Origin of the sequence: Cystobacter fuscus DSM 2262 (assembly GCF_000335475.2) — a bacterium.
Classification (GTDB): Bacteria; Myxococcota; Myxococcia; order Myxococcales; family Myxococcaceae; genus Cystobacter; species Cystobacter fuscus.
This window is the reverse complement of the sequence record NZ_ANAH02000030.1, coordinates 1-23562: the sequence shown is the minus strand read 5'-3', so window position 1 is coordinate 23562 and position 23562 is coordinate 1. Positions and strand designations below refer to the sequence as shown.

General features: G+C 69.2%; 21 protein-coding genes and 1 pseudogene. 21 read left to right on the top strand and 1 reads right to left on the bottom strand.

Translation table 11 applies throughout. The features are described 5' to 3' along the window. The first annotated feature begins 26 nt into the window (after positions 1–26). From glyA to ribD, 3 genes are read left to right on the top strand one after another with little or no spacing between them, the layout of a single operon-like run. Entirely contained in the window at positions 27–1283 is a 1257-nt protein-coding gene (gene glyA, locus D187_RS35365) for a serine hydroxymethyltransferase (protein ID WP_002630220.1), read from the top strand. 8 nt (positions 1284–1291) lie between these two features. Next, a complete protein-coding gene (nrdR, locus tag D187_RS35360) occupies positions 1292–1789 on the top strand; it encodes a transcriptional regulator NrdR (protein ID WP_002630219.1) in 498 nt (165 codons plus the stop codon). Between the two features lie 6 nt (positions 1790–1795). Then, on the top strand, positions 1796–2971 hold the full coding sequence (gene ribD / locus D187_RS35355) for a bifunctional diaminohydroxyphosphoribosylaminopyrimidine deaminase/5-amino-6-(5-phosphoribosylamino)uracil reductase RibD (RefSeq protein WP_002630218.1): 1176 nt from the start codon (positions 1796–1798) through the stop codon (positions 2969–2971). Between the two features lie 8 nt (positions 2972–2979). Here the strand turns inward: ribD and D187_RS35350 are convergent, their stop codons facing one another. Beyond that, positions 2980–4407, bottom strand: a complete 1428-nt coding sequence (locus D187_RS35350; protein WP_081713990.1) for a cytochrome P450 — start codon at positions 4405–4407, stop codon at positions 2980–2982. Between the two features lie 484 nt (positions 4408–4891). Between D187_RS35350 and D187_RS35345 the strand changes: the two genes are divergently transcribed. The 18 genes and pseudogenes from D187_RS35345 to D187_RS35260 all read left to right on the top strand — a co-directional run. Next, on the top strand, positions 4892–6142 hold the full coding sequence (locus D187_RS35345) for a cytochrome P450 (RefSeq protein WP_051256686.1): 1251 nt from the start codon (positions 4892–4894) through the stop codon (positions 6140–6142). Between the two features lie 240 nt (positions 6143–6382). Continuing rightward, positions 6383–8203 (top strand): methyl-accepting chemotaxis protein, encoded by a 1821-nt coding sequence (locus D187_RS50855; RefSeq protein WP_155893820.1) that lies wholly within the window; start codon positions 6383–6385, stop codon positions 8201–8203. A gap of 46 nt (positions 8204–8249) precedes the next feature. Then, complete coding sequence (locus D187_RS35335) at positions 8250–9686, top strand: FAD-dependent oxidoreductase (protein WP_063725065.1); 1437 nt, start codon at positions 8250–8252, stop codon at positions 9684–9686. A 19-nt stretch (positions 9687–9705) separates the two neighbouring features. Beyond that, entirely contained in the window at positions 9706–10803 is a 1098-nt protein-coding gene (locus tag D187_RS35330; RefSeq protein WP_002630213.1) for a terpene synthase family protein, read from the top strand. A 107-nt stretch (positions 10804–10910) separates the two neighbouring features. Next, the gene (locus D187_RS35325) at positions 10911–11558 is read left to right on the top strand and encodes a riboflavin synthase (RefSeq protein WP_002630212.1); all 648 of its coding nucleotides are present in this window, start codon (positions 10911–10913) and stop codon (positions 11556–11558) included. Between the two features lie 26 nt (positions 11559–11584). Beyond that, a complete protein-coding gene (ribB, locus tag D187_RS35320; protein ID WP_002630211.1) occupies positions 11585–12781 on the top strand; it encodes a 3,4-dihydroxy-2-butanone-4-phosphate synthase in 1197 nt (398 codons plus the stop codon). A 66-nt stretch (positions 12782–12847) separates the two neighbouring features. After that, on the top strand, positions 12848–13339 hold the full coding sequence (gene ribH / locus D187_RS35315) for a 6,7-dimethyl-8-ribityllumazine synthase (RefSeq protein WP_002630210.1): 492 nt from the start codon (positions 12848–12850) through the stop codon (positions 13337–13339). A 1-nt stretch (position 13340) separates the two neighbouring features. Further along, entirely contained in the window at positions 13341–13760 is a 420-nt protein-coding gene (gene nusB, locus D187_RS35310) for a transcription antitermination factor NusB (protein WP_002630209.1), read from the top strand. Next, the gene (locus D187_RS35305; protein WP_002630208.1) at positions 13757–14245 is read left to right on the top strand and encodes a M17 family peptidase N-terminal domain-containing protein; all 489 of its coding nucleotides are present in this window, start codon (positions 13757–13759) and stop codon (positions 14243–14245) included. The genes nusB and D187_RS35305 overlap by 4 nt, the downstream gene beginning before the upstream one ends. Positions 14246–14295: 50 nt before the next feature. Further along, positions 14296–14670, top strand: coding sequence for a response regulator (locus tag D187_RS35300; RefSeq protein ID WP_002630207.1), 375 nt, complete (start codon positions 14296–14298; stop codon positions 14668–14670). Continuing rightward, positions 14667–16955 carry a chemotaxis protein CheA gene (locus tag D187_RS35295; RefSeq protein ID WP_002630206.1) on the top strand — a complete coding sequence of 763 codons (2289 nt, stop codon included), beginning with the start codon at positions 14667–14669 and terminating at the stop codon, positions 16953–16955. Before D187_RS35300 ends, D187_RS35295 begins: the two co-directional genes overlap by 4 nt. A 38-nt stretch (positions 16956–16993) precedes the next feature. Further along, complete coding sequence (locus D187_RS35290) at positions 16994–17560, top strand: chemotaxis protein CheW (RefSeq protein WP_043433086.1); 567 nt, start codon at positions 16994–16996, stop codon at positions 17558–17560. Continuing rightward, positions 17557–18132 (top strand): chemotaxis protein CheW, encoded by a 576-nt coding sequence (locus tag D187_RS35285; RefSeq protein WP_002630204.1) that lies wholly within the window; start codon positions 17557–17559, stop codon positions 18130–18132. Before D187_RS35290 ends, D187_RS35285 begins: the two co-directional genes overlap by 4 nt. Then, positions 18129–20108: a HEAT repeat domain-containing protein gene (locus D187_RS35280; protein ID WP_002630203.1), complete on the top strand. Its 1980-nt coding sequence runs from the start codon at positions 18129–18131 to the stop codon at positions 20106–20108. The genes D187_RS35285 and D187_RS35280 overlap by 4 nt, the downstream gene beginning before the upstream one ends. 26 nt (positions 20109–20134) lie before the next feature. Next, on the top strand, positions 20135–21004 hold the full coding sequence (locus D187_RS35275) for a CheR family methyltransferase (protein WP_245591904.1): 870 nt from the start codon (positions 20135–20137) through the stop codon (positions 21002–21004). Further along, complete coding sequence (locus D187_RS35270; protein WP_002630201.1) at positions 21001–22038, top strand: protein-glutamate methylesterase/protein-glutamine glutaminase; 1038 nt, start codon at positions 21001–21003, stop codon at positions 22036–22038. The genes D187_RS35275 and D187_RS35270 overlap by 4 nt, the downstream gene beginning before the upstream one ends. Continuing rightward, on the top strand, positions 22035–22838 hold the full coding sequence (locus D187_RS35265) for a hypothetical protein (protein ID WP_002630200.1): 804 nt from the start codon (positions 22035–22037) through the stop codon (positions 22836–22838). The genes D187_RS35270 and D187_RS35265 overlap by 4 nt, the downstream gene beginning before the upstream one ends. A 19-nt stretch (positions 22839–22857) precedes the next feature. Then, positions 22858–23562: pseudogene (locus tag D187_RS35260) on the top strand (hypothetical protein); the annotation flags it as partial.

The window sequence follows — 23562 nt, the reverse complement described above, 5'->3', positions numbered from 1 at the left end:
GCCTTCCAACCGAGGAGACACAATCCATGGAGAACACCCGTCTTCTGGCCGAGGTCGATCCCGAGATCGCCCGTGCCATCCAGGACGAGACGCGGCGCCAGGAAGAAGGCCTGGAGCTGATCGCCTCGGAGAATTTCGTCAGCCCCGCGGTGCTGGAAGCCGCGGGCTCGGTGCTCACGAACAAGTACGCGGAAGGCTACCCCGGCAAGCGCTACTACGGCGGCTGCGAGGTGGTGGACGTGGCCGAGTCGCTCGCCATCTCCCGCGCCCGGGAGCTCTTCGGCGCCGAGTACGCCAACGTCCAGGCCCACTCGGGCAGCCAGGCGAACATGGGTGCCTACATGGCGCTGATGAAGCCGGGTGACACCCTGCTCGCGTTGGACCTGAACTCGGGCGGCCACCTCACCCACGGCTCCGCGTTCAACTTCTCCGGCAAGCTGTACAAGGCCGTGCACTACGGCCTCACCCAGGACACCGAGACGATCGACTACGCGCAGGCGGCCGCCCTGGCCAAGGAGCACAAGCCGCGCGTGGTGGTGGTGGGCGCCTCGGCCTATCCGCGCATCATCGACTTCGCGAAGTTCCGCGAGATCGCCGACAGCGTGGGCGCGGCGCTCATGGTGGACATGGCGCACATCGCGGGGCTGGTGGCCGCGGGGCTGCACCCCTCGCCGGTGCCCCTGGCGGACATCGTCACCAGCACCACCCACAAGACGCTGCGCGGCCCGCGCGGCGGCCTCGTGCTGAGCAAGGAGCCCTACGGCAAGGCGCTCAACAGCCAGATCTTCCCGGGCATCCAGGGCGGCCCGCTCATGCACGTCATCGCCGCCAAGGCCGTGGCCTTCCGCGAGGCGCTCAGCCCCGAGTTCAAGGCCTACCAGAAGCAGATCGTCGCCAACGCCCAGGCGCTCGCCGAGGCGCTGCGCAAGGGCGGCCTGCGGCTGTGCTCGGGCGGCACGGACAACCACCTGATGCTCGTGGACCTGCGTCCCAAGAAGCTCGTGGGCAAGGTGGCCGAGGAGGTGCTCGGCAAGGCGGGCATCACGGTGAACAAGAACATGATTCCGTTCGACCCGGAGAAGCCCACGGTGACGTCGGGCGTGCGCATCGGCACCCCGGCCCTCACCACGCGCGGCATGAAGGAGGCGGAGATGGCCACCGTGGGCGCGCTGGTGGTCGAGGCGCTGGACAACGCCTCGGACGAGCAGCGGCTGGCGAGCATCCGGGGCCGCATCCAGGAGTTCACCCGGAGCTATCCGCTCTACGCCTCGCGCCTGAAGTAGCGCGTGCCATGCGTTGCCCCTTCTGCCAGGACCCCGAGAACAAGGTCATCGACTCGCGCGAGTCGCATGAGGGGTCCGTCATCCGCCGGCGCCGCGAGTGTCTGCAATGCAAGCGGCGCTTCACCACGTACGAGCGCGTGGAGGAAATCTACCCGCTCATCGTGAAGAAGGACGGCCGGCGCGAGACGTTCGATCGGGACAAGCTGCTCGCGGGGTTGCAGAAGGCGTGCGAGAAGCGGCCGGTGTCGGCGGACCAGCTCGAGGAGACGCTGGTCGCCGTGGAGCGGCTGCTGCAAGGGGTGGGGGAGAAGGAAGTGCCCTCGTCGGTCATCGGCGAGGAGGTGATGCGCCGGCTGCACGCGCTGGACGAGGTGGCCTATGTGCGCTTCGCCTCGGTGTACCGGAGCTTCCGTGACATCACCGAGTTCATGGCGGAGCTCAAGGACTTGCTGTCGGACCGGACGCGCGAGCAGAGGCCGCCGCGTCCACCGGACAAGGACGGGTAACGGGCGATGCGGCTCTTGACGCGAGCACGGTTGCAGGCGGGGCGCGCCCCCCGGGCCAAGCGCACGGCGGATTTCGATCGGGCGGTGGCCGAGTTCTTCATGCGCCTGGCGCTGGAAGAGGCCGCCAAGGGGCTCGGCCGCACCAGCCCCAACCCGGTGGTGGGCGCGGTGCTGGTGAAGGGCGGTCGCATCATCGCGCGCGGCTATCACCGCCGGGCCGGTACGGCGCACGCCGAGGTGGTGGCGCTGGAGGCCGCGGGAGCCAAGGCGCGCGGCGCGGATCTCTACACGACGCTCGAGCCGTGTGATCACTACGGGCGCACGCCGCCGTGCAGCCAGGCGCTGATCGACGCGGGCGTGCGCCGGGTCATCACCGCCTCGTCGGATCCCAACCCCAAGGTGAATGGCAAGGGCGTCGCCCGGCTGCGGCGCGCCGGCGTGGAGGTGCTCACCGGGGTGCTCAAGGACGAGGCGGATCAACTCAACCGCCCCTTCTTCAAGGCGATGCGCACCGGCCTGCCCTTCGTCACGCTCAAGGCGGCGGTGACACTGGACGGCAAGCTGGCCACGGCCACGGGTGACTCTCGCTGGGTGACGGGGGAGCAAGCCCGCGCATGGGTGCACCGGCTGAGGGATCAGGTGGACGTCATCCTCGTGGGGGCCACCACCGCCCGCCGGGACAACCCCCAGCTCACCACGCGTCTGCCCGGGGGAGGGGGGAAGGATCCGGTGCGCGTGGTGGTGGACTCGCACCTGCGCCTGCCCTCGACGCTCCAGGTCTTCACCCAGCGCTCCCCCGCGCGCACCGTGGTGGCCACGCTGGAGGAGCCCTCGGCCCGCAAGGCCAAACGTCTGCTCGCGACGGGCACCGACGTCTGGCAGCTCCCGGAGAAGCAGGGCCGCGTGGATCTCGAGGCCCTCATGCGCCGCCTCGCCCGGGAGGGCCTGAACCACGTCCTGGTGGAGGGGGGCGCGGAGATGTACGGCTCGTTCCTGCGCGAGGAATTGGCGGATGAGCTGCTGCTCTTCGTCGCCCCCAAACTGATTGGGGGCGAGGGCCTGTCCTGGTCGGGCTCGCTGGGCGTCAAGCAGATGGCGCGGGCGCTCACCGTGGGCGCGCTGTCCATGGAGCAGGTCGGTACCGATCTGCTGTTGCGCGCCCGGCTCGACCCCGCGCGGTGAGCTTCCGCTCAGGCCGTGCCCGAGAGCGGGATCCGCGGCACCTGCGCCTTGGCCTCGGGCAGGCGTGGCCGCAGGTTCAGCCACATGCCGTCCTTGGTGCGCAGGTTGGTGCTGACGCGCTCCTGGGGCACGCGTCCCGGGACGGACGACAGCTCGTAGCGCGAGACGATGCGGGCCATGATGAGCATGCCCTCGAGCAGCGAGAACTCCTTGGCGATGCACTGGCGCTGGCCCGAGCCGAACGGCAGCCACGCGAGCTTGTGCCGCCCCTCCGAGCGCTCCGGAGTGAAGCGGTCCGGATCGAACGTCAGCGGATCATTCCAGATGTCCGGGTGGCGGTGGATGAGGCGCGTGAAGATCACCATCATGACGCCCGGCGGAATCCGGTACCCGTCGATCTCATCCTCCACCACCGACAGGCGTGGCAGCCACACCGAGGGCGAGTGGATGCGCAGCGCCTCCTGCAACACGTTGCGGGTGTAGGGCATCCGCATCAGATCCGCGAAGCCAGGCCTGCGCGTGCCCACGACGGCATCCAGCTCCACCCGCACCTTGGCGGTGACCTCCGGGTGTTGGGTGAGCGCGTGCAACACCCAGGTCATGCCCGCCGCGGTCGTGTCGTAGCCCGCGATGAAGAAGCCCAGGGCCTCGTCGCGCAATTGCGCGTTGGTCATCCGCTCGCCGGACTCACCATCCACCGCCTGCAGCAACAGCGAGAGCAGGTTGTCCTCGCCCGAGGCCTGTTCGCGTCCCCGCTCGATGAGCCGCTGCATGATCTCGTCGATCATCTTGATCGACTCGCGGTAGCGCTGCCGGCCAGGGACCGGCATCCATTCCGGCAGGGAGTGCGTCACCATCCCCGCGATGAAGTACTCGAGGATGAAGGAGAACGCCTGGGCGACCTTCTCCGCGTCTTCCTTGTCCATCCCGGAGCCGAACAGGGTGCGCACCAGCACGGTCATCGTCACCCGGGACAGGGCGACCGAGACGTCGAAGGGCTTGCCCTCCAGGGCCGCCAGATCCCACTCCAGCAGGCACTCGTCGATGGCCTCCACCATCGTGTCCGTCATCATGCTCACGCGCTGATGATGGAACGAGGGCTGGATCATGCGCCGCTGCCGCTTCCAGAAGGCTCCCTCGCTCATGGGCAGCGCGTTGCCCATGAACGTCCGCATCGAGTCCCACATGGGTCCGCCCTTGGAGTACTTGTGAGCGTGCTCCACGAGGACGTGATGGACGTAGCGGGGATGGCACAGGCCAATCACCTGGGTGAAGCCCAGGTCCAAGCTGAAGATGTCGCCCTGCTCGCGCTGGGCTTGCTCCATGAAGGCCAGCGGGTTGGCAATCAAGCGAGGCAGGCTACCCACCAGGGGGAGGGAGGAAACCCGTGGGGGCAGTGGTCGATCTGATGTCGTTTGGGATGTGGTCTCGCTCATGCGTGTCCCCCTGCAACGCCTTTCCGAATCAAGGGTGGCGGAAGAGTGTCCGGAGGGCCCCTTGAGCCACTCCCGGAGTTCAGGTCTTCGCACCTTAACATGGTCAACAGTCCCCATGAGACAGGGGGGTCTCGATATCCGAGAAAGCAGATGCCACCGCCCGGACGCGGTGCCTCCTCTTCTCTCGCGTCCGTGCCCAATCGCGTCCTGTCCCCCACGCCTCCTCGGACAAGCCGCCTCGGCCGAGGGAGGAGTCAATCTCACGGAAGAATTTCAATCTGGCGGTTATCCGGGCACGCGGGGGTCGCACGTCACGCGAAGCGTGGAGGTGGTCCTGGCCGTCCCGCTGTTCGTGCCGCGTGCGTGAGGTGAGCCGCGTGGCGGGCGAAGCAGCTGGTCCGGGGTTTGTCGTGGGGTGGATGACGCGGAGCTGCCCTCGGAGTTGTTCTCGACAGCCGAGAGGCCGACTACTAGTGTCGGCCGCGTGCCAAGTCCGACCAACTCAGACTCGTCGCTGCAGGGGCTCTCGCTCAATCCCATCAGCCCCGAGAACCTCGTCAACCCGATTCCGCTCTACAAGGCGCTGCGTGAAACGGAGCCGGTGTACTGGTCGGACACGCTGCATGCCTGGCTCGTCACGCGCTACGTGGACGTGATGGGGTGCTTCCGCGATCCGCGGTTGAGCGCCAATCGCACCAACTTCTACGAGCAACAGCTCCAGGGGTTGGGAGGGGACGTGGCCGGCGAGTTCCTCAAGTCGGCCCGGTTGCAGATGACCATGCGCGATGGCGCGGACCACATCCGCGTGCGTCGGCAGGCCAGTCCGGGCTTCACTCCGCAGGGGCTCGACGCCTACCGTCCCGCCATCCGCCAGTTCATGGGCATGCTGCTGGATCGCGTGCAGGAGTGGGGGCACATGGACGTGGTGAAGGAGATTTCGTACCAGCTCCCGCCACTCGTCATCGCCGAGTTCCTCAACATCCCCCCGCAGGACCGGGAGCGTTTCCAGGCCTGGGCCCGGCCCCTGGCGGACTTCGCCAATCCGAAGCCGGGCGTGAACATGCAGGACGTGGCCCGTGAGGCGAGCCGGGTCACCGTGGAGATGAACGCCTACCTGGCCGAGCGCATCGAGGAGCGTCGTCACCACCCGGGCAACGACATGCTCAGCCTGATGATCCACGCCCAGGAGCTGGGCCGGATGACGGAGGATGATCTGGCGGCCAACACGCTGCTCATCCTCACCGCGGGTCACCTGACCACCACGGATCAGATCAGCAATGGCGTCTACGATCTGCTCTCCCATCCCGAGCAGCGCCAGAAGCTGCAGAAAGATCGCACGCTGCTGCGCTCCGCCGTGGAAGAGATGCTGCGCTTCTCGCCCGCGGTCCCCTTCGCCTTCCGCGTCGCCGCGGAGGACTTCACGCTGCACGGCAAGAACATCCGCAAGGGCGACACCGTGTTCATCGGGCTGGCCTCGGCCAACCGCGATCCCTCGGTCTTCACGGATCCCGACACGTTCGACATCACCCGGGACAGCGTCCAGCAGAAGCACCTGACCTTCGCGTTCGGCGCGCACCACTGCCTGGGGGCGGGTCTGGCCCGCCGCGAGATGGAGATCGCCACCGAGATGCTCCTGGATCGTCTGCCCGAGGTGCGCTTGGACAAGACGAAGGAGCCCGAGTACAAGGTCGGCCTCGTCTTCCGCAGCTTCAACTCGCTCCACCTGGAGTGGTGACGGCCGCTGGCGGGTGGCTCGGACCGGCGGGGGGGCTCCATGCCGGGTGAGCGACCAAGGGGGCTGGATTTTCGGGCGGAGCGGGATGGATCGGGCTGGCGACTTGCTCCCGGACCCCCGTCCGATTGATGATGGGGGGGCGTACCGGTGCATGAACCTCCCCACGGCCACACGAATGGTGCCTGAGCCCTCACCCTGACCTGGGAATTCCTGCCGCAGGTGCAGACCTGGAAGAACGCCATGCCCGCCGACAAACAGATCACTCAGACCATCAACAAGATCTTCATCATCCGACAGTTCTTCGGATCGATCATCTTGTCCCCCGCGACGACCTACCTCATCAACAACCTCTCGGGGCTGACGGACGATGAGATGTCGAAGACGACCAAGTTCACGATGCCCATCGTGTTCGGTCTCTTCAGCCTGATCATCCCCTACCTGGTGATGAACTATACGATCCGGCGGGCGTTCTCCACCCTGCGCGGGGATCACGAGGGGTCCAAGATCGAGCGGCTGTTGAAGATTCCCGGCCAGCTCGAGGCGCTGATGATCCTGTGCGCCATCCTGGGGTCGACGTTCTACATCACCGTTCCCATCCTCTTCCACAAGAAGAGCCTGGCGCCCATCCCGTGGGTGCTGAGCACGACGCTGCTCGTGTTGATGCTCAACTTCATCAACGAGCGGTTGATCTACGAGCGCATCCTGCGCCCCTTCGCCATCGAGGAGTTCCACAAGCACCCCAAGGCGGTCATCCGGGGAACGGGCTTCTTCTGGCCGCGCATGAAGTGGTACCTGCCCTACGCCTTCGGCGTCTTCGTCGCCTCCACGCTGATGCTCAGCACGACGATCATCGCCAAGCAGGTCATCATCACCTTCGACGACCTCAATCAGGTGATGCGGACGGATCCCGCGCGCATCGGCGAGCACATCAGCCAGGTCGTCGATGTGGTCGTCAAGCGCGCCGCGTTCCCGCTGTCGCTCATGGGTGGCTACCTGCTCGCCATCTCGTCCATCGCCGCGTGGTTGCTGGCGCGCCGGCAGGAACTGGGCGCCCTGAGCGTGCAGGAGGCCATCGAGGGTCTGGCGTCCGGCTCGCCCAAGCTGCCGGACTGGATCTCCACCGACGAGATCGGCGATCTGGCGGGCTCCACCTCGCGCGCCTTCGAGAAGCTCAGCGCCTTCTCGCTGTCGCTGGGTGAGTCGGCCAACTCGCTGCGCGGTTCGGCCGAGCGGCTGGGCTCGTCCGCGAGCGAGCAGAGCTCGGTGCTCACGCGCCAGGCCGCCGCGCTGCAGGAGACGCAGGTCACCGCGCAGGAGATCAAGCAGACCTCCGAGCTCGCCTCGCAGAAGGCGGAGAACGTGCTGCAGCAGACCACCCGCGCCAATCAGATCAGCACCGAGGCGGTGGCGGCCGTGCGCACCAGTCTCGAGGAGATCCAGGAAGTCGGCCAGCAGGTGGCCAAGATGGCCAGCTCCATCCAGTCGCTGGAGAAGAAGACGCAGCAGATCGCCAGCATCACCCGCACGGTGAAGGACCTGGCGGACCAGTCCAACATGCTCGCGCTCAACGCCGCCATCGAGGCGGTGCGCTCGGGCGAGCACGGCAAGGGCTTTGGCGTCGTGGCGCGTGAAATCCGCGCGCTGGCCGACCAGTCCATCCGCGCCACCAACAACGTGAACAGCATCCTGTTGGACATCGGCAACGCCATGCGCTCGACGGCGGCCATGACGACCAAGGGCTACGAGAAGGTCGAACTGAGCCTCAAGGGCATCAAGGGCTTCGAGGGCAGCATCCAGCAGCTGTCGTCCATCGTGCGAGACAACGCGGACTCCATCCGGCAGATCACCGCGGCCGTGACCCAGCAGAACGTGGGCATCAGCCAGATCTTCCAGGCCGTCAATGATCTCAACAACATGATGGAACAGACGATGGGCCAGATGCAGACCTCGGAAGAGGCCTCCACCGTCGTGCAGAACGTGGCGGATCAGGTGTCGGGTCTGGTCACCTCGTACGGCTGGAAGGAAGCCGCCGAGCGCGCCCGTCAGAACCGCACCACCTGAGCCGCGGCGCCGGTCTTCTCGTACTTCTTCAGCTTCGGATCAGGACATGTCAAAGGGCACATCCTCGTCGGTCTCCAGGCGTTTCGGAGGCCGGCATGCAGTGGTCATCGGCGGGAGCATGGCGGGCATGGCCGCCAGTCGCGCCCTGGCGTCGCACTTCGAGCGGGTCACCCTGATCGAGCGGGATCGGCTCCCGGAGAAGCCCGAGCTGCGCAAGGGACTGCCCCAGGAGCAACAGGCCCACGGCATCCTGGCCAAGGCCGTGGAGATCCTCGAGGGGTACTTCCCCGGGCTGTGGCAGCAGATGGTGACCGCGGGCTCCAACGTCCTGGACATGTCCGACGTGGCGCTCTACCGGGGTGGCGTCTGGCAGGCCCGCGCCACGCCGGGGCTGACCCTCTACATCCAGACCCGGACCCTGCTGGACTCGGTGATCCGCTCCCGCGTCCGGGAGCTCCCCAACCTGCAGATCCTGGACGAGTGCGAGGTCGTCAAGCCCGTGGTGACGAGCAACCGCGTCGCCGTCTGGGGCGTGGAGGTGCGCCGCCGCAAGCAGGAGGCCACGGAGATCCTCGAGGCGGATCTCGTCGTGGACGCGAGTGGCCGCGGCTCGCGCATGCCCCGCTGGCTCGAGGAGCTGGGACTGCCCCGGGTGGAGGAGACCCACGTGCGCATCGACGTGGGCTACGCCAGCCGCAAGGTGCGCAAGCTCCCGGGGGTCACCACCAACTGGAAGACGCTCTCCATCTTCCCGACGGCTCCGCACGAGACGCGCCTGGGCGCGCTCGCCCCGGTGGAGGGGGACGCGTGGCTGGTGACCCTGGCCGGCGCCCTGGGGGACCACGCCCCGGGTGACGAGGCGGACTTCCTGGAGTTCGCCCGCCGCCTGCCGCAGCCGCACGTCTACGAGATGCTCCGGCGCTGCGAGCCCGTGTCGCCGGTGGCCGCCCACAAGTTCCCCTCCAACATGCGCCGGCACTATGAGCGCATGACGGGCATTCCCGAGGGGCTCGTGGTGCTGGGAGACGCCGTGTGCAGCCTCAACCCCATCTACGGGCAGGGCATGACGCTGTCCGTGCTGGCCGCCTCCCTGCTGGATGAGTGTCTGTCGGAGCAGCCCTCGAGGGCGATGGTGGGGCTCGGACGGCGCTTCCAGGCGAAGCTCTCCAGCATGCACGACATGTCCTGGACGATGGGCGCGGGCTCGGACCTGGTCTACCCCTCGGTGGAAGGACCCCGCCCCCTGTGGTGGAAGGCGATGCAGGGGGCCTCCGGGCATCTGCAGTCGCTCGCGGCGTATGATCCGATCGTCACCACCGCGTTCGCCAAGGTGATGCACATGACGGGCTCGCCGCTGGTGTTGGCGCACCCCTCCATGCTGCTGCGCATGGTGCGGGGTCCCCAGGGCCAGGGGCCGGGAGCGGCTCCGGTGATGGAGTTCCCGGAGACGTCCGCCTCCAACGCCGTAGCCAGTGTCGGTTGAACCTCGGAATCACGATTTCATGAAAAAGATTGACTTCTCCTCCATCCACATGCCGTACAAGGCGCCGCTCAACAAGAATGACCTGGACGCCTGGGCCAAAACGGTGGAGTGGGTCCAGCGGTTCGAGCTGCTGTCCGCCAGGCACATGGCAATCTTCCCCACGCTCGACTACCACTTGTTGTCTTCGTATGCCTTCCCCGAGGCGAGCGTCGAGCAGTTGAGCATCGTCAACGACTACATGACGGCGTTCTACCTGTTCGACAAGGTCTGGGACGATGCTCCGCCGGAGAAGCTCAGGAAGATGCAGCCCGTGATGCGCATGGCCTTGTGCATGTCCAGACGGGGTCTGCGCGACCCCGCGAACTGGTTGGGCATGGCGGGGGTGTTCGCGCTGTCCATGAAGGAGCGGCTCTCTCCCGGCGCGTCGCCAAAGCAAGAGCACCGGTTTCTGTTGGCGTTGATGGACCTGCACAGGCGGATGTACAAACACTCCACCCGGCAGTGGAGGGATCACTTCCACCGGAGCATGCGGGACTACTTCGATGCGTGTCTCTGGGAGTCCGAGAACAAGCTCAAGAAGCACGTGCCGGACGTGGAGGAGTACATCGTCGAGCGCGAGAAGACGGGCGGGGTGAAGCCGAGCTTCGAGCTGGCGGGCGTGCTCGGACTCGTCAAGATGCCGGCGGTGATGCTGGACAGTCCCAGCATCAAGCAGCTCAGCTCCCTGGCCAACCAGGTGATCACCCTCTTCAATGATCTCATCTCCCTGGAGAAGGAGATGCGTGTCGGGGACATGCACAACCTCGTCTTCATCATCCAGAACAAGCAGAAGTGCTCGCTGGAGGACGCCATTCAGCAGGTGGTGAAGAGGCACAACAACACGGTGGCGGAGTTCGAGAAGATCTGGAGCGAGCTGCAGGCGCGCATGCAGCGGGCGGAACTGGGCCAGGGCGAGATCGAGGAGTGGGCGAAGCACGAGGCGTACAAGAAGGACAAGGTGGCCCTGTTCATCGAAGTGCGGCGCTACGTCGGGGTGTTGCAGGCCTGGATGTTCGCCAACATGGAATGGTCGCTGATGTCCGAGCGGTACAAGACCCCCGAGGCCCCCGCGGCCTGAGCCGTCGCCTGCCTGGCGCCCTGGTTCGGGGCACCTCCGGGCTTTCGTGGCCCGTCCCGAGGGAAGGTGCGGAACCCGGGACGGGGATCCGTTATAAGCCCGTCGCAATGTTCACCGGACTCATCCAGGACATCGGCGTGGTGGAGCGAGTCATCCCCGGAGGGATGACGGACTTTTGGATTCGCACGGCGCTGGGCGCGCGGGACTTCGCGCTCGGTGAATCGATCGCGGTGGATGGCGCCTGCCTCACCGTGGTGGAGCGCGCGGGAGACTCCTTCCGCGTCCAGGCCGCCCCGGAGACGCTGCGGCGCACCACCCTGGGCGCCCGACAGCCGGGCTCGCGCGTCAACCTCGAGCGGGCGCTCGCCCTCGGGGACCGGCTGGGCGGCCACCTCGTCGCCGGCCACGTGGACGCGGTGAGCGAGGTGCTGGAGACGCGCGCCGAGGGCGGCTCGTGGGTGATGGTCTTCGGCCTCCCCGCCGAGCTCGCCCCCTTCTTCATCGAGAAGGGCTCGGTGGCCATCGACGGCATCAGCCTCACCGTCAACTCGGTGGGCACGGATCGCTTCAGCGTCCAGCTCATCCCCGAGACGCAGGAGCGCACCACGCTGCGCTCGCGCGGGGTGGGCGAGCGGGTGAACCTGGAAGGCGACATGATTGGCAAGTACGTGGCGCGGCTCGTGTCGCTGCGCCAGGGGCCGGGCGGCGGTGGCCTCTCCGAGGCGGTCCTCAAGGCGGCGGGCTTCGGCGGTTGAGCACAGGGAAGCATTCAGGAGTTCGCATGGCGCGCGGCAGGCAGCACGAGTCGGACAGCATCACCCTGGTGGAGAAGGCGCTCGCGGAGATCCGCAAGGGCCGCATGGTCATCCTCACGGATGACGAGGACCGGGAGAACGAGGGTGACCTCGTCATGGCGGCGGAGAAGGTGACCCCCCAGGACATCAACTTCATGGCCACCCATGGGCGAGGGCTCATCTGCCTGGCGCTCGACGAGGAGCGCATCCGGCGGCTCAACCTGCCCCTCATGGTGCAGGACAACACCTCGTCCTTCCAGACGGCCTTCACCGTCTCCATCGAGGCGGCCCAGGGCGTCTCCACGGGCATCTCCGCCGCGGACCGCGCCCACACCATCCAGGTGGCCGTGGCGCCGAACGCCAAGCCGTCGGACCTGGCGCGGCCCGGGCACATCTTCCCCCTGCGCGCCCGGCAGGGTGGGGTGCTCGTGCGCACCGGTCAGACCGAGGGCAGCGTGGACCTGGCGCGCATGGCGGGGCTGCGCCCCTCGGGCGTCATCTGCGAGATCATGAACCCGGACGGCACCATGTCGCGCCGGCCGGACCTGGTGAAGTTCGCCCGCAAGCACCAGATGGTGCTGCTGTCCGTGGCCGACATCATCCGCTACCGCCTGGAGCGCGAGCGGCTGGTGCGGCGGCTCGAGGAGACGACGCTGGAGCGCCGTGGCCAGGGCAGCTTCCGGGCCTACACCTACGGCAGCGACGTGGACAGCGCGGTGCACGTGGCCGTGGTCAAGGGCGAGCTGTCCGGCCGTGAGCCGGTGCTCACCCGCGTCCACCGCACCTGCCTGGTGGGGGATGTGCTGGGCAGCGCCGGGTGCGAGTGTGGCGTGCAGCTCGAGCGGGCCTTCCAGGCCATCCACGAGGCCGGGCGGGGGGTCATCGTCTTCCTGCAGGGGGACTCGGCGCGCAAGAACCGGCTGCGCTGCACCCATGTTTCCAACGAGGAGCTGGTGCCCGGGCACAAGGATCAGACGCGCCTGCGCGAGTTCGGCGTGGGGGCGCAGATCCTCAAGGACCTGGGGCTCACCCGGCTGCGCCTGCTCACCAACAATCCCAAGAAGATCGTGGGGTTGGAGAGCTACTCGCTGGAGGTGGTGGAGCAGGTGCCGCTCACCCAGGGCGCTCCGCCGGCCCGGCGCGTGGCCGCTCGCCGTCCCCCCCGGGGCCGCCAGGCCTCCTGAGTGCCGGGGGCCGGGGAAAACTCTGTCGGGACGCCAGCCGGGTGGCTGGTGTAGAGAGGTCGGGACATGCCTCGCTACATCGAAGGTGACTTCCTCCCCCCCAAGGGCCGCTTCGCCATCTGCGTGGCCCGCTTCAACGCGTTCATCACCGAGGAGCTGGTGAAGGGCGCGCTGGACACGCTGGTCCGCCACGGCGTCGCCGACGGGGATATCGACGTATTCCGTTGTCCGGGCACCTATGAGCTGCCCGCGCTCACCCGGCGTGTGTCGGAGACGCGCTCGTACGTGGGCATCATCACCCTGGGCGCCGTCATCCGCGGCGGCACGCCCCACTTCGACTACGTGTCGGGCGAGTGCACCAAGGGCATCGGCCAGGTGGCCTTCACCTCGCAGGCGGCCGTCACCTTCGGCGTGCTCACGTGCGACACGGTGGAGCAGGCGATCGACCGGGCGGGCGTCAAGGCCGGCAACAAGGGCTCGGAAGCGGCCGCGGCGTGCATCGAGATGGTCAACCTCCACGCGAAGCTCGCCACGCTGACGGACGGGAAGAGGAGCTGACATGGGTGCGCGCAGAACGGCACGCGAGCGGGCCCTCCAGGCGCTCTACCAGATGGAGATGACGCCGGGCTCCATCCATGACGCCCTGGAAGCGGCCTGGGCCGCCGCCGAGGTGACGAACAAGGAGCCCGAGGCGGTGAAGTTCGCCCGCGAGCTCACCGAGGGCGTCATGGCGCACCGCGCGGAAATCGATCGGCTCATCGAGCAGCACAGCCACAACTGGCGCCTGGATCGCATGTCGCGCATCGACCGCAACGTGCTGCGCCTGGGCGTCTTCGAGCTGAAGTACCGCCCGGACATCCCCAAGAAGGTGTCGCTCAACGAGGCGGTGGAGCTCGGCAAGAACTTCGGCACCGAGGAGTCCAGCGCCTTCGTCAACGGCCTGCTGGATCGCGTGGCCGTCGCCCTGGGGAAGCAGTGAACGTCTCCGCGCACGAACTGGGCCTGGGCGGGTTGGACTCGCTGGCGGACGTGGACGCCCTGTGCCTCTTCGTGGGCGAGGACGACCGGCCCCTGCCCGGCACCGCCGGCTACGTGGACTGGCGCTTGTGTGGCGCCCTGTCGCGCGTGCTCCAGTCCGGCTTCTTCGTGGGCGCCCAGGACGACTCGCTCCTCCTGCCCACGGATGGCCGCTTCAGCGTCCCCCGCGTCTTCGTCATGGGCCTGGGCCGGCGGCGTGGCCTGGAGCCGTCCTCCCTCGGCGAGGCGCTCGCCTCCGCGGGCAAGGTGCTCACCCGGGCCAAGGTGGAGTCGGTCGCCCTGGAAGTCCCCGGGCAGGAGGCCCTGGACGAATCCGTCCGCTTCTCCGCCCTCCAGGAACACTTCCTCCCCGCCTTCCGGGGAAGGAAGGTGGCCGTGCTGGCGGACAAGGAACTCGCTCGCCGCCTCTCCGGCCGCAAGGGGTGAATCTCGCCCCCTCTCGTCCTTCTGTTAGGATGCGAGGCTCGGTCGCACGAATGACGTCCAAGATTCTCATCGTGGAGGATTCCAAGGCCTCGCGGGAGTTGATCTCCGCGACGGTGGAGTCCATCCCGGGGCTGGAGGCCATCGCCACCAGCAGCGGTCTGGAGGCGCTCAAGCTGCTGCCCCAGCACGCCTTCGCGCTCATCATCACCGACATCAACATGCCCGACATCAACGGGCTGGAGCTCATCCGCTTCGTCAAGACGAACCCCTCCTTGCGCGACACGCCCCTGTTCATCGTCACCACCGAGGGCCGCGAGAAGGACCGCGATCGGGGACTGGCGCTGGGCGCGGCGGAGTACCTCGTCAAACCCTTCTCCCCGCAGAGCCTGGAAGGGCTCGTGCGGCGCTACCTCAAGCTCGCGTGAACTCCGCGGGCAAGGCCCTGGCGGAGTTCGTCGCCGAGGGAACGGAAATCCTCGAGTCGCTGGGCAAGGAACTGCTCGTGCTGGATCAACAGCGCGGGGTGGAACCCGAGCCGGACATCATCAACGGCATCTTCCGGGCGGCGCACTCGCTCAAGGGACTGGCGGCGCTCTTCGGCCAGGAGCGCATCGCCCGGCTCGCCCACCAGTCCGAGGATCTGCTGGATCGGCTGCGGCTGGGCCGGCTGTCGCTGGATGATCAGGTGCTCGACCTGCTCATCGAGTCGCTGGACGTGCTCCAGGCCCTGCTGGCGGAGGCCGCGCGCGAGGAGTCCTCGGACGCCTTGAACGAGCGAGTGAAGGTGCTGGGAGATCGGCTGTCCAACCTGGGCACCGCCTCGGCGACGGCCGACGAGGATCCGCTCGACAGGCTGGAGTTGGATGCGCAGGTGCGCTCCGTCTTCACCGAGTACGAGGAGCACCGCCTGCGCGAGAACGTGCGCCGGGGCGTGGCGCTCTACCGCATCCGGGCCGCGTTCGACTTGTCCGACTTCGACACCGGGCTCACCGAACTCAACGTGCGCCTCAAGCCCCTGGGCGAGGTCGTCAGCACGCTGCCCTCGTCGGAGCCCGGAGGGCTGTCGGGCATCGCGTTCGATCTCATCTTCGGCTCCCGGGTGTCCGAAGCGGAGCTGGCGGCGAAGCTGCAAGGCACGCCCGCGCAGCTCTTCGCGCTCACCGTCCGTCCGAGCGCCACGGCCCTGGTCCCCTCCGGGCTCGCCCCGAAGACGCCGGCCGCGCCGCTCCCCCTCGCGCTCCCAGCCGCCGAGGCGCCCGCGGCGAAGAAGACAACCCGGCGCAAGCCCCGGGCTCCCAAGACGGGCGCGGGGACGTCCACGTCGGCGGAGGACGTGGTGCCCGCGGACGCGCCGCTGGTGAAGGCCTCCCCCCTGCGCGCCGTCGAGCCGGTCGCTCCGGCGCTCCCCGCGCCCGAAACCTCCTCCCTGCCCGCGGTGCGCACGCTGACCGAGGAGCCAACGGCGCCGCGCGGCCCCAAGGCGGAGAGCGAGTCGGCGCGCAGCCTGACGCAGACGGTGCGCGTGGACATCAGCCGCCTGGACGCGCTGATGAACACCGTGGGCGAGCTGCTGCTCATCAAGGCGAACCTGCAGCGCATGGCGGAGAGCGCCCGGGTGGACGCCGGGGTGACGCTCTCCAAGATGTGGGGCCAGGATCTGTCGCGCGAGACGCGGCAGCTCGAGCGCAAGCTGGACGCGCTCCAGGAGGGCCTGCTCGAGGCGCGCATGGTGCCGGTGGGTCAGGTGTTCGACCGGCTGGCCCGGCTGGTGCGCCGCATCGCGCGCGAGGTGGGCAAGGAGATCGACTTCGTCATCGGCGGCGGCGACGTGGAGCTGGACAAGCTCATCGTCGAGGAGCTGAGCGATCCGCTCATGCACATCATCCGCAACGCCATCGACCACGGCGCCGAGTCGCCCGAGGCCCGGCTGGCGGCGGGCAAGTCACGGCGGGCCCGGGTGGCCCTGCAGGCCGAGCAGAAGGGCAACCACGTCCTCATCAAGGTGAGCGACGACGGGGCGGGCATCGACGAGCTGGGGGTGCGTGAGCTCGCGCTGCGCAAGGGCCTCATCACCGAGGCGCAGGCGCGCGAGATGAGCCGGCGCGAGCTGCTCAACCTCATCTTCCTGCCGGGCTTCTCCACGGCGCGCAGCGTGTCCGAGCTGTCGGGCCGGGGCGTGGGCCTGGACGTGGTGAAGAACAACATCGGCAACCTGTCCGGCATCATCGACGTGTGGAGCGAGCGCGGCAAGGGCACCGCCTTCCACATCACGCTGCCCGTCACGCTCGCCATCATCCGCGCGCTCGTCGTGGGAGTGAGCGGGCGCACCTACGCCGTGCCCCTCAACAGCGTGCTGGAGATCCTCTCCGTCAAGCCGGCGGAGATCCGCACCGTGGAGCGGCGCGAGGTGTTGGACCTGCGAGGCACCACGCTGCCGCTCATGCGCCTGGCCCGGGTGTTCAACCACCCCGAGCGTCCCGCGGACCGCTACTTCGTGGTGGTGGCGGGGCTGGCCCAGGAGCGCCTGGGCATCGCCGTGGACGAGCTCCAGGGCCAGCAGGACATCGTCGTCAAGTCGCTGGGTGGACGCCTGCAGGGCGTGCGGGGGATCTCGGGGGCCGCCGACCTCGCCAACCGGCGCACCGTGCTGGTGCTGGATGTGGGTGCCCTGCTCGAAGAGGGGATGAGCTCCGAGCGCCGTCGGGCCTGAATCGCTCCCGGGGCCGTGGGCCTGCTATCCTTGGCGCCGTGCCTTCCTTGTCCGTCCTGCTCGACAGCTTCTTCTACCGCCCCGATGAGGACGTGGGCCTCATCCAGGAAGTGGTGGCCGGGACCGATGAGTCGCTCGAGCCCGTCGCCGAAGAGGTGCCCGAGGAGTATCTGGCCTGCCAACTGGAGGGCGAGCTCTACGCGGTCCCCATCCATGGCGTGCGGGAGATCGTCAAGGTGCCGCCCCTGACCGAGGTGCCTCGCGCCGCGCCCAACCTGCTGGGCGTCATGTATCTGCGCGGCGAGGTGCTGCCCGTCTACGACATCAAGGTGAGGCTGCGCCTGGCCGACAAGGCACCCCTGGTGGCGGGTCCGGACGCCACCGTGACGCCTCCGCGCGGCACGCGCATCATCGTCGTGCAGGCCTCCGATGGGCTCGCCGGCATCTGGGTGGACGCCGTCAACGAGGTGGTGCGGCTGCGCCCCTCGATGCTGGAGCTGGCCCCGCCCGGCGTGGGCGGCGGAGAGCGCGACTGCGTGGTGGGGCTCGGGCGGCGCAAACAGGAACTCTTCATTCTGCTCGATCTCTGGCAGGCCCTTTCATGAGACAGCGAATCAACGTCCTCACCCGCGTGACGCAGTCGCGCGCCGAGGAAGAGGCCGCGGCGGAGCGGGATCCGCTCGTGCAACTGTGCGCCTTCTTCGTGGGCACCGAGGAATACGCCGTGGACATCATGCGGGTGGAGGAGATCCTCCAGCCCCAGCGCCTCACGCCCCTGCGCGGCGCGCCTCCCTTCATCGAGGGCGTCATCCGGCTGCGCGGCGCCATCCTCCCGGTGGTGGACCTGCGCAAGCGGCTGCTCGGCCAGCCCTCCCCCGTGGACACCCCCAAGACACGGCTGTTGGTGTGCTGGTTGGGCCGCCGGCGCGTGGCCTTCACCGTGGACCGGGTGTCCGAGGTGGTGCGGCTGCGCAGAAGTGACATCAAACCCGCGCTCGGAGCGGTGGGCCCGGCGCCCTTCGTGGTGGGCGTCTATGGCGAGCCCGAGGGCCGCGACGCCTCGGCGCCCGGCGGCGAGCGCCTCAAGCTGCTGCTGGACGTGAAGGCCCTGCTGCTGGCGGAGCTGCTGGCCGAATCCAACTCCAACTCCAACTCCAACCGAAGGGTGAACGGATGAGCGAGGAGGGACGGAACGCCGAGGAGGTGCGTTACCGGGCCCTGCTGGAACTCGACGTGTCGCGCCTGGAGGCCCGAGAGGAGCTCGTGACCGGCCTGCACGACGAGAGCTGGCGGGTGCGCCGCGCGGCGGCCGAGGGGCTCGTGCGGCTGCCGGAACGCGGGGCCGTGGTGGAGCGGCTCATCGCCGTGCTGGGCGAGCGCGACGAGACGGGCGCGCGCAACGCCGCGGCGGAGGCCCTCTCGGGCATGGGGGCCTCGGCGGTGCAGCCCCTGGTGCACCTGCTCGGGCACGCGGATCCGGACCTGCGCAAGTTCGCCGCGGACATCCTCGGCCAGCTCGCGCTGCCCGAAGCGGAGGGCGCGCTGGTGGCCGTGCTGCTGGAGGACGGGGATCTCAACGTCCGGGTGGCGGCGGCGGAGGCCCTGGGCCGGGTGGGGGGACGTGGCGCGGCGTTCGCGCTCGAGCGCGTGCTGTCCAATCCCGAGCCCCTGCTGCGCCTGAGCGCCCTGGAGTCGCTCGCGGCGCTGCGCCATCCGCCCCCGCTCGCCGACGTGGTGCCCCTGCTCAACAACCCCCTGCTCAAGCGCAGCGCCTACCGGGTCCTGGGCCTCATCGAGCGCACCGAGGTCGTGGCGCTGGTGTGCCGGGGCCTGGCGGCGTCCGAGTCGCGCTCCACCCGGGAGTCGGCGCTCGTGGCGCTCGGCCAGCACTCCGCGCGGATGGCGGATGGCTCGCGTCCCGCCATGTACGCGGCCGTGGGCGAGGCGCTCCGGCGGCTGCTCGGGGCGGTGAGCTGGGTGACCAGCGCGCTGGAGTCCGGAGACATCGAGGTGAAGACCGGCGCGCTCGTGGCCGCGGCGGCCTTGCGCGAGCCCCGGCTGGCGCCCCTGGTGGCCGAGGTGGCCCAGGAGGAGCGGCTGGTGCCCGAGGTCATGCGCACGCTCGCCTGCTTCGGCCCGGAGACGGGACGCGAGCTGCTCGCGAGCATGGACCGGCTGTCCTTCCCGGCGCGCGAGGCGGCCGGACAGGTCCTGGTGGAAATGGTGGACGAGTCCTTCGTGCCCGAGCTCGTCCAGATGCTCGATTGGGGCGAGGTGGATTTGAAGGGCGTGGCGGCGCGGGCGCTCGGACGCACGGGGGCACTGGAAGCCGTGGAGCCGCTGGCGGGCTTCCTGTCCAACCCGGAGCTCGCCGGGGTGGCCGCTCGCGCGTTGGTGGCGCTGTCGGCGGGCTTTCGCGCGCGGGTGCTCCAGGCGCTGCAGACGTCCCTGGAGCAGGGGGCTCAGCCCGTGGTGCTCAACGCCCTGGTGCGCGTGGGCGGCACGGCCCAGCTCCCCCTGGTGCGGCGCATCGCCCGGGAGGGGTCCGAGCCCCTGCGTGCCACCGCCGTGGAGGTGCTCGCCGCGGTGGATCCCGCCGGGGGCCTGGAACTGACGCGCGTGGCGCTGGTGGACGAGGCCCCCCGGGTGCGTGCCGCCGCGGTGCGGGTGCTCGGCCAGGTGGGGGACGTCTCCCTGGCGCCGCTGCTGCAACGGGCCCTGGCCGATGACGCGTTGGAGGTGCGGCTCGCCGCCCTGGAGGCCGTGGGTGAGTGCGGAGCGGTGGCGCTCGCGGAGGACCTGGAGGCATTGGTGCGACATCCGGACGGAGCCATTGCCTTCCGGGCGGTGCGTTCGCTGGCTCGCCTGGGCGTGCTGCGCGACGAGGTCATCCAACACGCGGTGGCGCATGAGGACCACGAGGTGGTGAAGGCGGCGCTGCTGGCGGGCGCGGCCTCCGGGGTCGGCGGAGCCCTGGCCCTGGGCCTGCTCGGCCATGCCCACTGGGACGTGCGTGCCGCGGCGGCCCGGGTGCTGGCGGACTCCCGCGAGGAGCGGTTGCTGCCGCCGCTGATGAACGCGCTGGTATCCGAGACGGATGCGCTGGCTCGCCGGGCGCTGGTGGACGCGGTGGAACGCTTGTCGGGACGTTGAGTGGAAGGGGGAGGGCCGCGCGGGTGATGCCTTTCGATACAGGCAGACCGGAGATGACCGCGGAGGAGTTCCGCCTGTTGCGGGACTTCGTGTATGCCTACTGCGGCATCCTGGTCCGCGACGACATGAAGTACGTCATGGAGCGCCGGTTGTGGCCCCGGCTGGAAGCCCTGGGCCTGACGGATTTCAGCACCTACTACCGCTACCTGCGCTTCGACGCCCAGCGCCGCTCGGAGCTGGAGACGGCCGTCGAGGCGCTCACCACCCACGAGACGTACTTCTTCCGCGAGCCGCGCCAGCTCAAGGCCTTCTCCGAGGAGGTGTTGCCGGTGCTCGAGCGCCGCAACGCGCGCTCGCGGCGCCTGCGCATCTGGTCCGCGGGCTGCTCGTCCGGGGAAGAGGCCTACACCGTGGCCATGCTCCTCTTGGAGAGCGGGCGCTTCGAGGGGTGGGATCTCGAGGTGCACGGCACGGACATCTCCCGCCGGGTGCTCTCCGCGGCGCGCCTGGGCGAGTACGGACCGAGTGCCCTGCGCTCCACGTCCCCGGACAAGCTCGCGCGCTACTTCGTCCACGTGGGTCCCAACCGCGTGCGCGTGCGCGACGACGTGCGCGCCATGGTGTCCTTCGGGCACCACAACCTGCGCGACGTGGACTCCGTCCCCCTGAGTTCGCGCGTGGACGCCGTCTTCTGCCGCAACGTGCTCATCTACTTCGACGCGCCCGCGCGCCAGCGCGTGCTGCGGCTGCTCTACGACAAGCTGGTGCCCGGCGGCTACCTCATGCTGGGCCACTCGGAGAACCTCATCAACCTGAGCGCCGATTTCGAGCTGGTGCACCTGCGCGGGGATCTCGTCTACCGCAGGCCCGAGCTGGGCGGGGGAGGGGGAACATGAGCGCCGAGGAACCCCTGAAGGTCCTGGTGGTGGACGACTCGGCGCCCAACCGCCGGCTGCTCACGGAGCTGCTGGAGTCCTCGCCGGACGTGCGCGTGGTGAGCACCGCCGCCGACGGCAACGAGGGCCTGCGTCAGGTGCTGGCGCTGCACCCGGACGTGGTGACGTTGGACCTGGAGATGCCGCGGCTGGGCGGCTATTCCTTCCTGCGCCTGCTCAAGAGCGCCGCGCCCACGCCCGTCATCGTCATCTCCAGCTATGCGCACAAGGCGGACGTGTTCAAGGCGCTGGAGCTGGGTGCCTTCGACTTCATCGCCAAGCCCTCCAAGCCCACGCCCGATGCGCTGGAGCGGCTGCGCCGGGAGCTGCATGAGAAGGTCCACGCCGCGCGGCGGGTGCGCGCGGAGCTCCAGCCCGCGGTGCGCCGCTCGCGTGTCATTCCCCTGGAGCCCTCGTTCGTGGTGGGCGTGGGGGCCTCCACGGGTGGACCGCCCGCGGTGCAGCGGCTGTTGGAGTCGCTCTCGCCCGAGCCGTCGATGAGCCTGCTGGTGTGCCAGCACATGCCCAAGCAGTTCACCCGCGCCTTCGCCGAGCGCCTGGACAGGCTCGGCCCCTTCACGGTGCGCGAGGCACAGGAGGGCGACACGCTCCAGCCGGGCCATGTCTTCATCGCCCCCGGTGGACGGCAGCTCGTGGTGTACCGGCAGGGTGGGCAGTACACGCTCGGGACACCGCCGCCGACGATGCAGGACAAGCACGCGCCCTCGGTGGACCGGCTCTTCATGAGCCTGGCCGAGGTGTTCGGTTCCAAGGCGGTGGGTGTGGTACTGACGGGCATGGGCTCGGATGGGGCCCTGGGCGCCAAGAGCATCCGCAAGGCGGGCGGCGAGGTGTGGGCGGAGTCGGAGCGCACGGCGGTCATCTACGGAATGCCCCAGGAGGCGGTGGCCACCGGAGCGGTGAGCCGGGTGCTGCCGCTGGGGGAGATTGGCCCGGCGCTGGTGGAACTGGCACGGAAGAGACGGGTGACATGAAGACCTTTCCCGCGCAGTTCGCGGATCTGCTCACGCCCCGGGGGCGGCGCATCCTGGAGGGCCGGGACGACGAGGCGTGCGGCGCGCTCCTCAAGCCGGGCCAGCGCTTCGTGGCGCTCGGCGGGGTGATCGACGCGCGCAAGGCGGCGGCCTGCCGGGACGCACTGGAGGCGGCGCTGCCGGGCACGCTCTCGCCCATGGAGGACCCCATCCCCCCCGAGAGCATCCTCGGGATGACGGAGAACTACGAGGAGCTGCTGCCCAAGACGGTGCGGGTGAGCACGGCGATGCTGGAGAGCCGACGCTCGCGCTCGTATGCGGCCGCGGAGCGGGTGGGGCTGGTGGAGATGATGCGCTCGGACAGCTTCGCGGCGTTCGCGGCGGCGGTGAGTGGCCGGCCGTTGCGGCGCAAGTGGGGCATCCAGGTGCTGTGCTACGGCCCGGGGGACTACGCGGGGCCGCACAACGATCACCACCCCGAGGACGAGGAAGCACGCGACGGCTACGTGGACATGCACCTCACGTTCGCCACGCCCGCGGTGGCGCACCAGTGGCTCATCTACTCGAAGAAGGGACACTTCTCGGAGATGAAGAGCGTGAACACGCTGGGCGGCATCACCGTGTACCGGCTGCCCTTCTGGCACTACACCACGCCGCTCATGGCCCGGCCGGGTCGCGACGAGGACGCACGGCGCTGGGTGCTGCTCGGCACCTTCCTGGACGCGCCCGTGCAGCGCCGCAAGGGCACCGCCGTCGAGCCGCCCCCCGTGTCGGCCGCCTCCGTGCTGCTGCGGCGCTGAAGTGCCCTCGGGGGTGCCCGTGAGGACTTCTGACACGACGTGGGGCGGCGGGGTGGCGTTGTTGCTGCTGGCCGTCGCCGTGCTGGCGGGGTGCGCCGCGAGCACTGCGCTCGTCCTGGCCGAGGGGACAGGCGGGTCCGGCGCCGCCTCGGGAGAAGTTGTCGCGTGTGGAGAGCAGGCCCTGCCTCCGGGGTGGCCCGAGCTGTCCGCGGGGGATGCCGAGGCGTTGCTGGCCCCCTTCCTGCGATGTGCCTCGCCCGGGGACTACGTGGCGTTGCAGGAGCGGGTGGACATGCCCCGGGTGGTGGAGGCGCTGGACGGCTGGAGCGCCGTGCGGCTGGGGGCCCTGGGGCCCATACGCGCGGACGCCGCCGACCTCCTCACCCGCAAGCGCGCCGCCTTCCTGCTCGAGGCCACCGAGCGCTATGGGCACTACCACGCGGAGGTGTTCGCCCTCTTCGTGCTGCACTCGGCCCATGACGACGAGGTGGGCGCGTTGCTGCGCCTGCTGGCCCGGGACAAGCAGTTGGGACAGACGCTGGGGCTGATGCCCACCGTGCGCGAGGAGTTGGAGCGGCGAGGCTTGCCGCTGTCGGCCCATGCGGAGCGGGCCGAGCGGCCCGGTGACGTGCTGCGGGGGCTGGGCCGAGCGGCCCGGGATGCGCTCGCCACCAGCCAGATGAGTGACGGCGGGCGGTACAGCGAATTGTCCGCGCGGTGGAAG

What these genes read in the sequence shown, in the direction of transcription:
- D187_RS35270 (WP_002630201.1), top strand. Translation starts at nt 21,001, where the DNA reads ATGAGCGCCGAGGAACCCCTGAAGGTCCTGGTGGTGGACGACTCGGCG.
- D187_RS35285 (WP_002630204.1), top strand. Translation starts at nt 17,557, where the DNA reads ATGAGACAGCGAATCAACGTCCTCACCCGCGTGACGCAGTCGCGCGCC.
- D187_RS50855 (WP_155893820.1), top strand. Translation starts at nt 6,383, where the DNA reads ATGCCCGCCGACAAACAGATCACTCAGACCATCAACAAGATCTTCATC.
- D187_RS35335 (WP_063725065.1), top strand. Translation starts at nt 8,250, where the DNA reads ATGTCAAAGGGCACATCCTCGTCGGTCTCCAGGCGTTTCGGAGGCCGG.
- D187_RS35330 (WP_002630213.1), top strand. Translation starts at nt 9,706, where the DNA reads ATGAAAAAGATTGACTTCTCCTCCATCCACATGCCGTACAAGGCGCCG.
- ribD (WP_002630218.1), top strand. Translation starts at nt 1,796, where the DNA reads ATGCGGCTCTTGACGCGAGCACGGTTGCAGGCGGGGCGCGCCCCCCGG.
- D187_RS35275 (WP_245591904.1), top strand. Translation starts at nt 20,135, where the DNA reads ATGCCTTTCGATACAGGCAGACCGGAGATGACCGCGGAGGAGTTCCGC.
- D187_RS35265 (WP_002630200.1), top strand. Translation starts at nt 22,035, where the DNA reads ATGAAGACCTTTCCCGCGCAGTTCGCGGATCTGCTCACGCCCCGGGGG.
- ribB (WP_002630211.1), top strand. Translation starts at nt 11,585, where the DNA reads ATGGCGCGCGGCAGGCAGCACGAGTCGGACAGCATCACCCTGGTGGAG.
- D187_RS35300 (WP_002630207.1), top strand. Translation starts at nt 14,296, where the DNA reads ATGACGTCCAAGATTCTCATCGTGGAGGATTCCAAGGCCTCGCGGGAG.
- D187_RS35325 (WP_002630212.1), top strand. Translation starts at nt 10,911, where the DNA reads ATGTTCACCGGACTCATCCAGGACATCGGCGTGGTGGAGCGAGTCATC.
- glyA (WP_002630220.1), top strand. Translation starts at nt 27, where the DNA reads ATGGAGAACACCCGTCTTCTGGCCGAGGTCGATCCCGAGATCGCCCGT.
- nusB (WP_002630209.1), top strand. Translation starts at nt 13,341, where the DNA reads ATGGGTGCGCGCAGAACGGCACGCGAGCGGGCCCTCCAGGCGCTCTAC.
- nrdR (WP_002630219.1), top strand. Translation starts at nt 1,292, where the DNA reads ATGCGTTGCCCCTTCTGCCAGGACCCCGAGAACAAGGTCATCGACTCG.
- D187_RS35350 (WP_081713990.1), bottom strand. Translation starts at nt 4,407, where the DNA reads ATGAGCGAGACCACATCCCAAACGACATCAGATCGACCACTGCCCCCA.
- D187_RS35280 (WP_002630203.1), top strand. Translation starts at nt 18,129, where the DNA reads ATGAGCGAGGAGGGACGGAACGCCGAGGAGGTGCGTTACCGGGCCCTG.
- ribH (WP_002630210.1), top strand. Translation starts at nt 12,848, where the DNA reads ATGCCTCGCTACATCGAAGGTGACTTCCTCCCCCCCAAGGGCCGCTTC.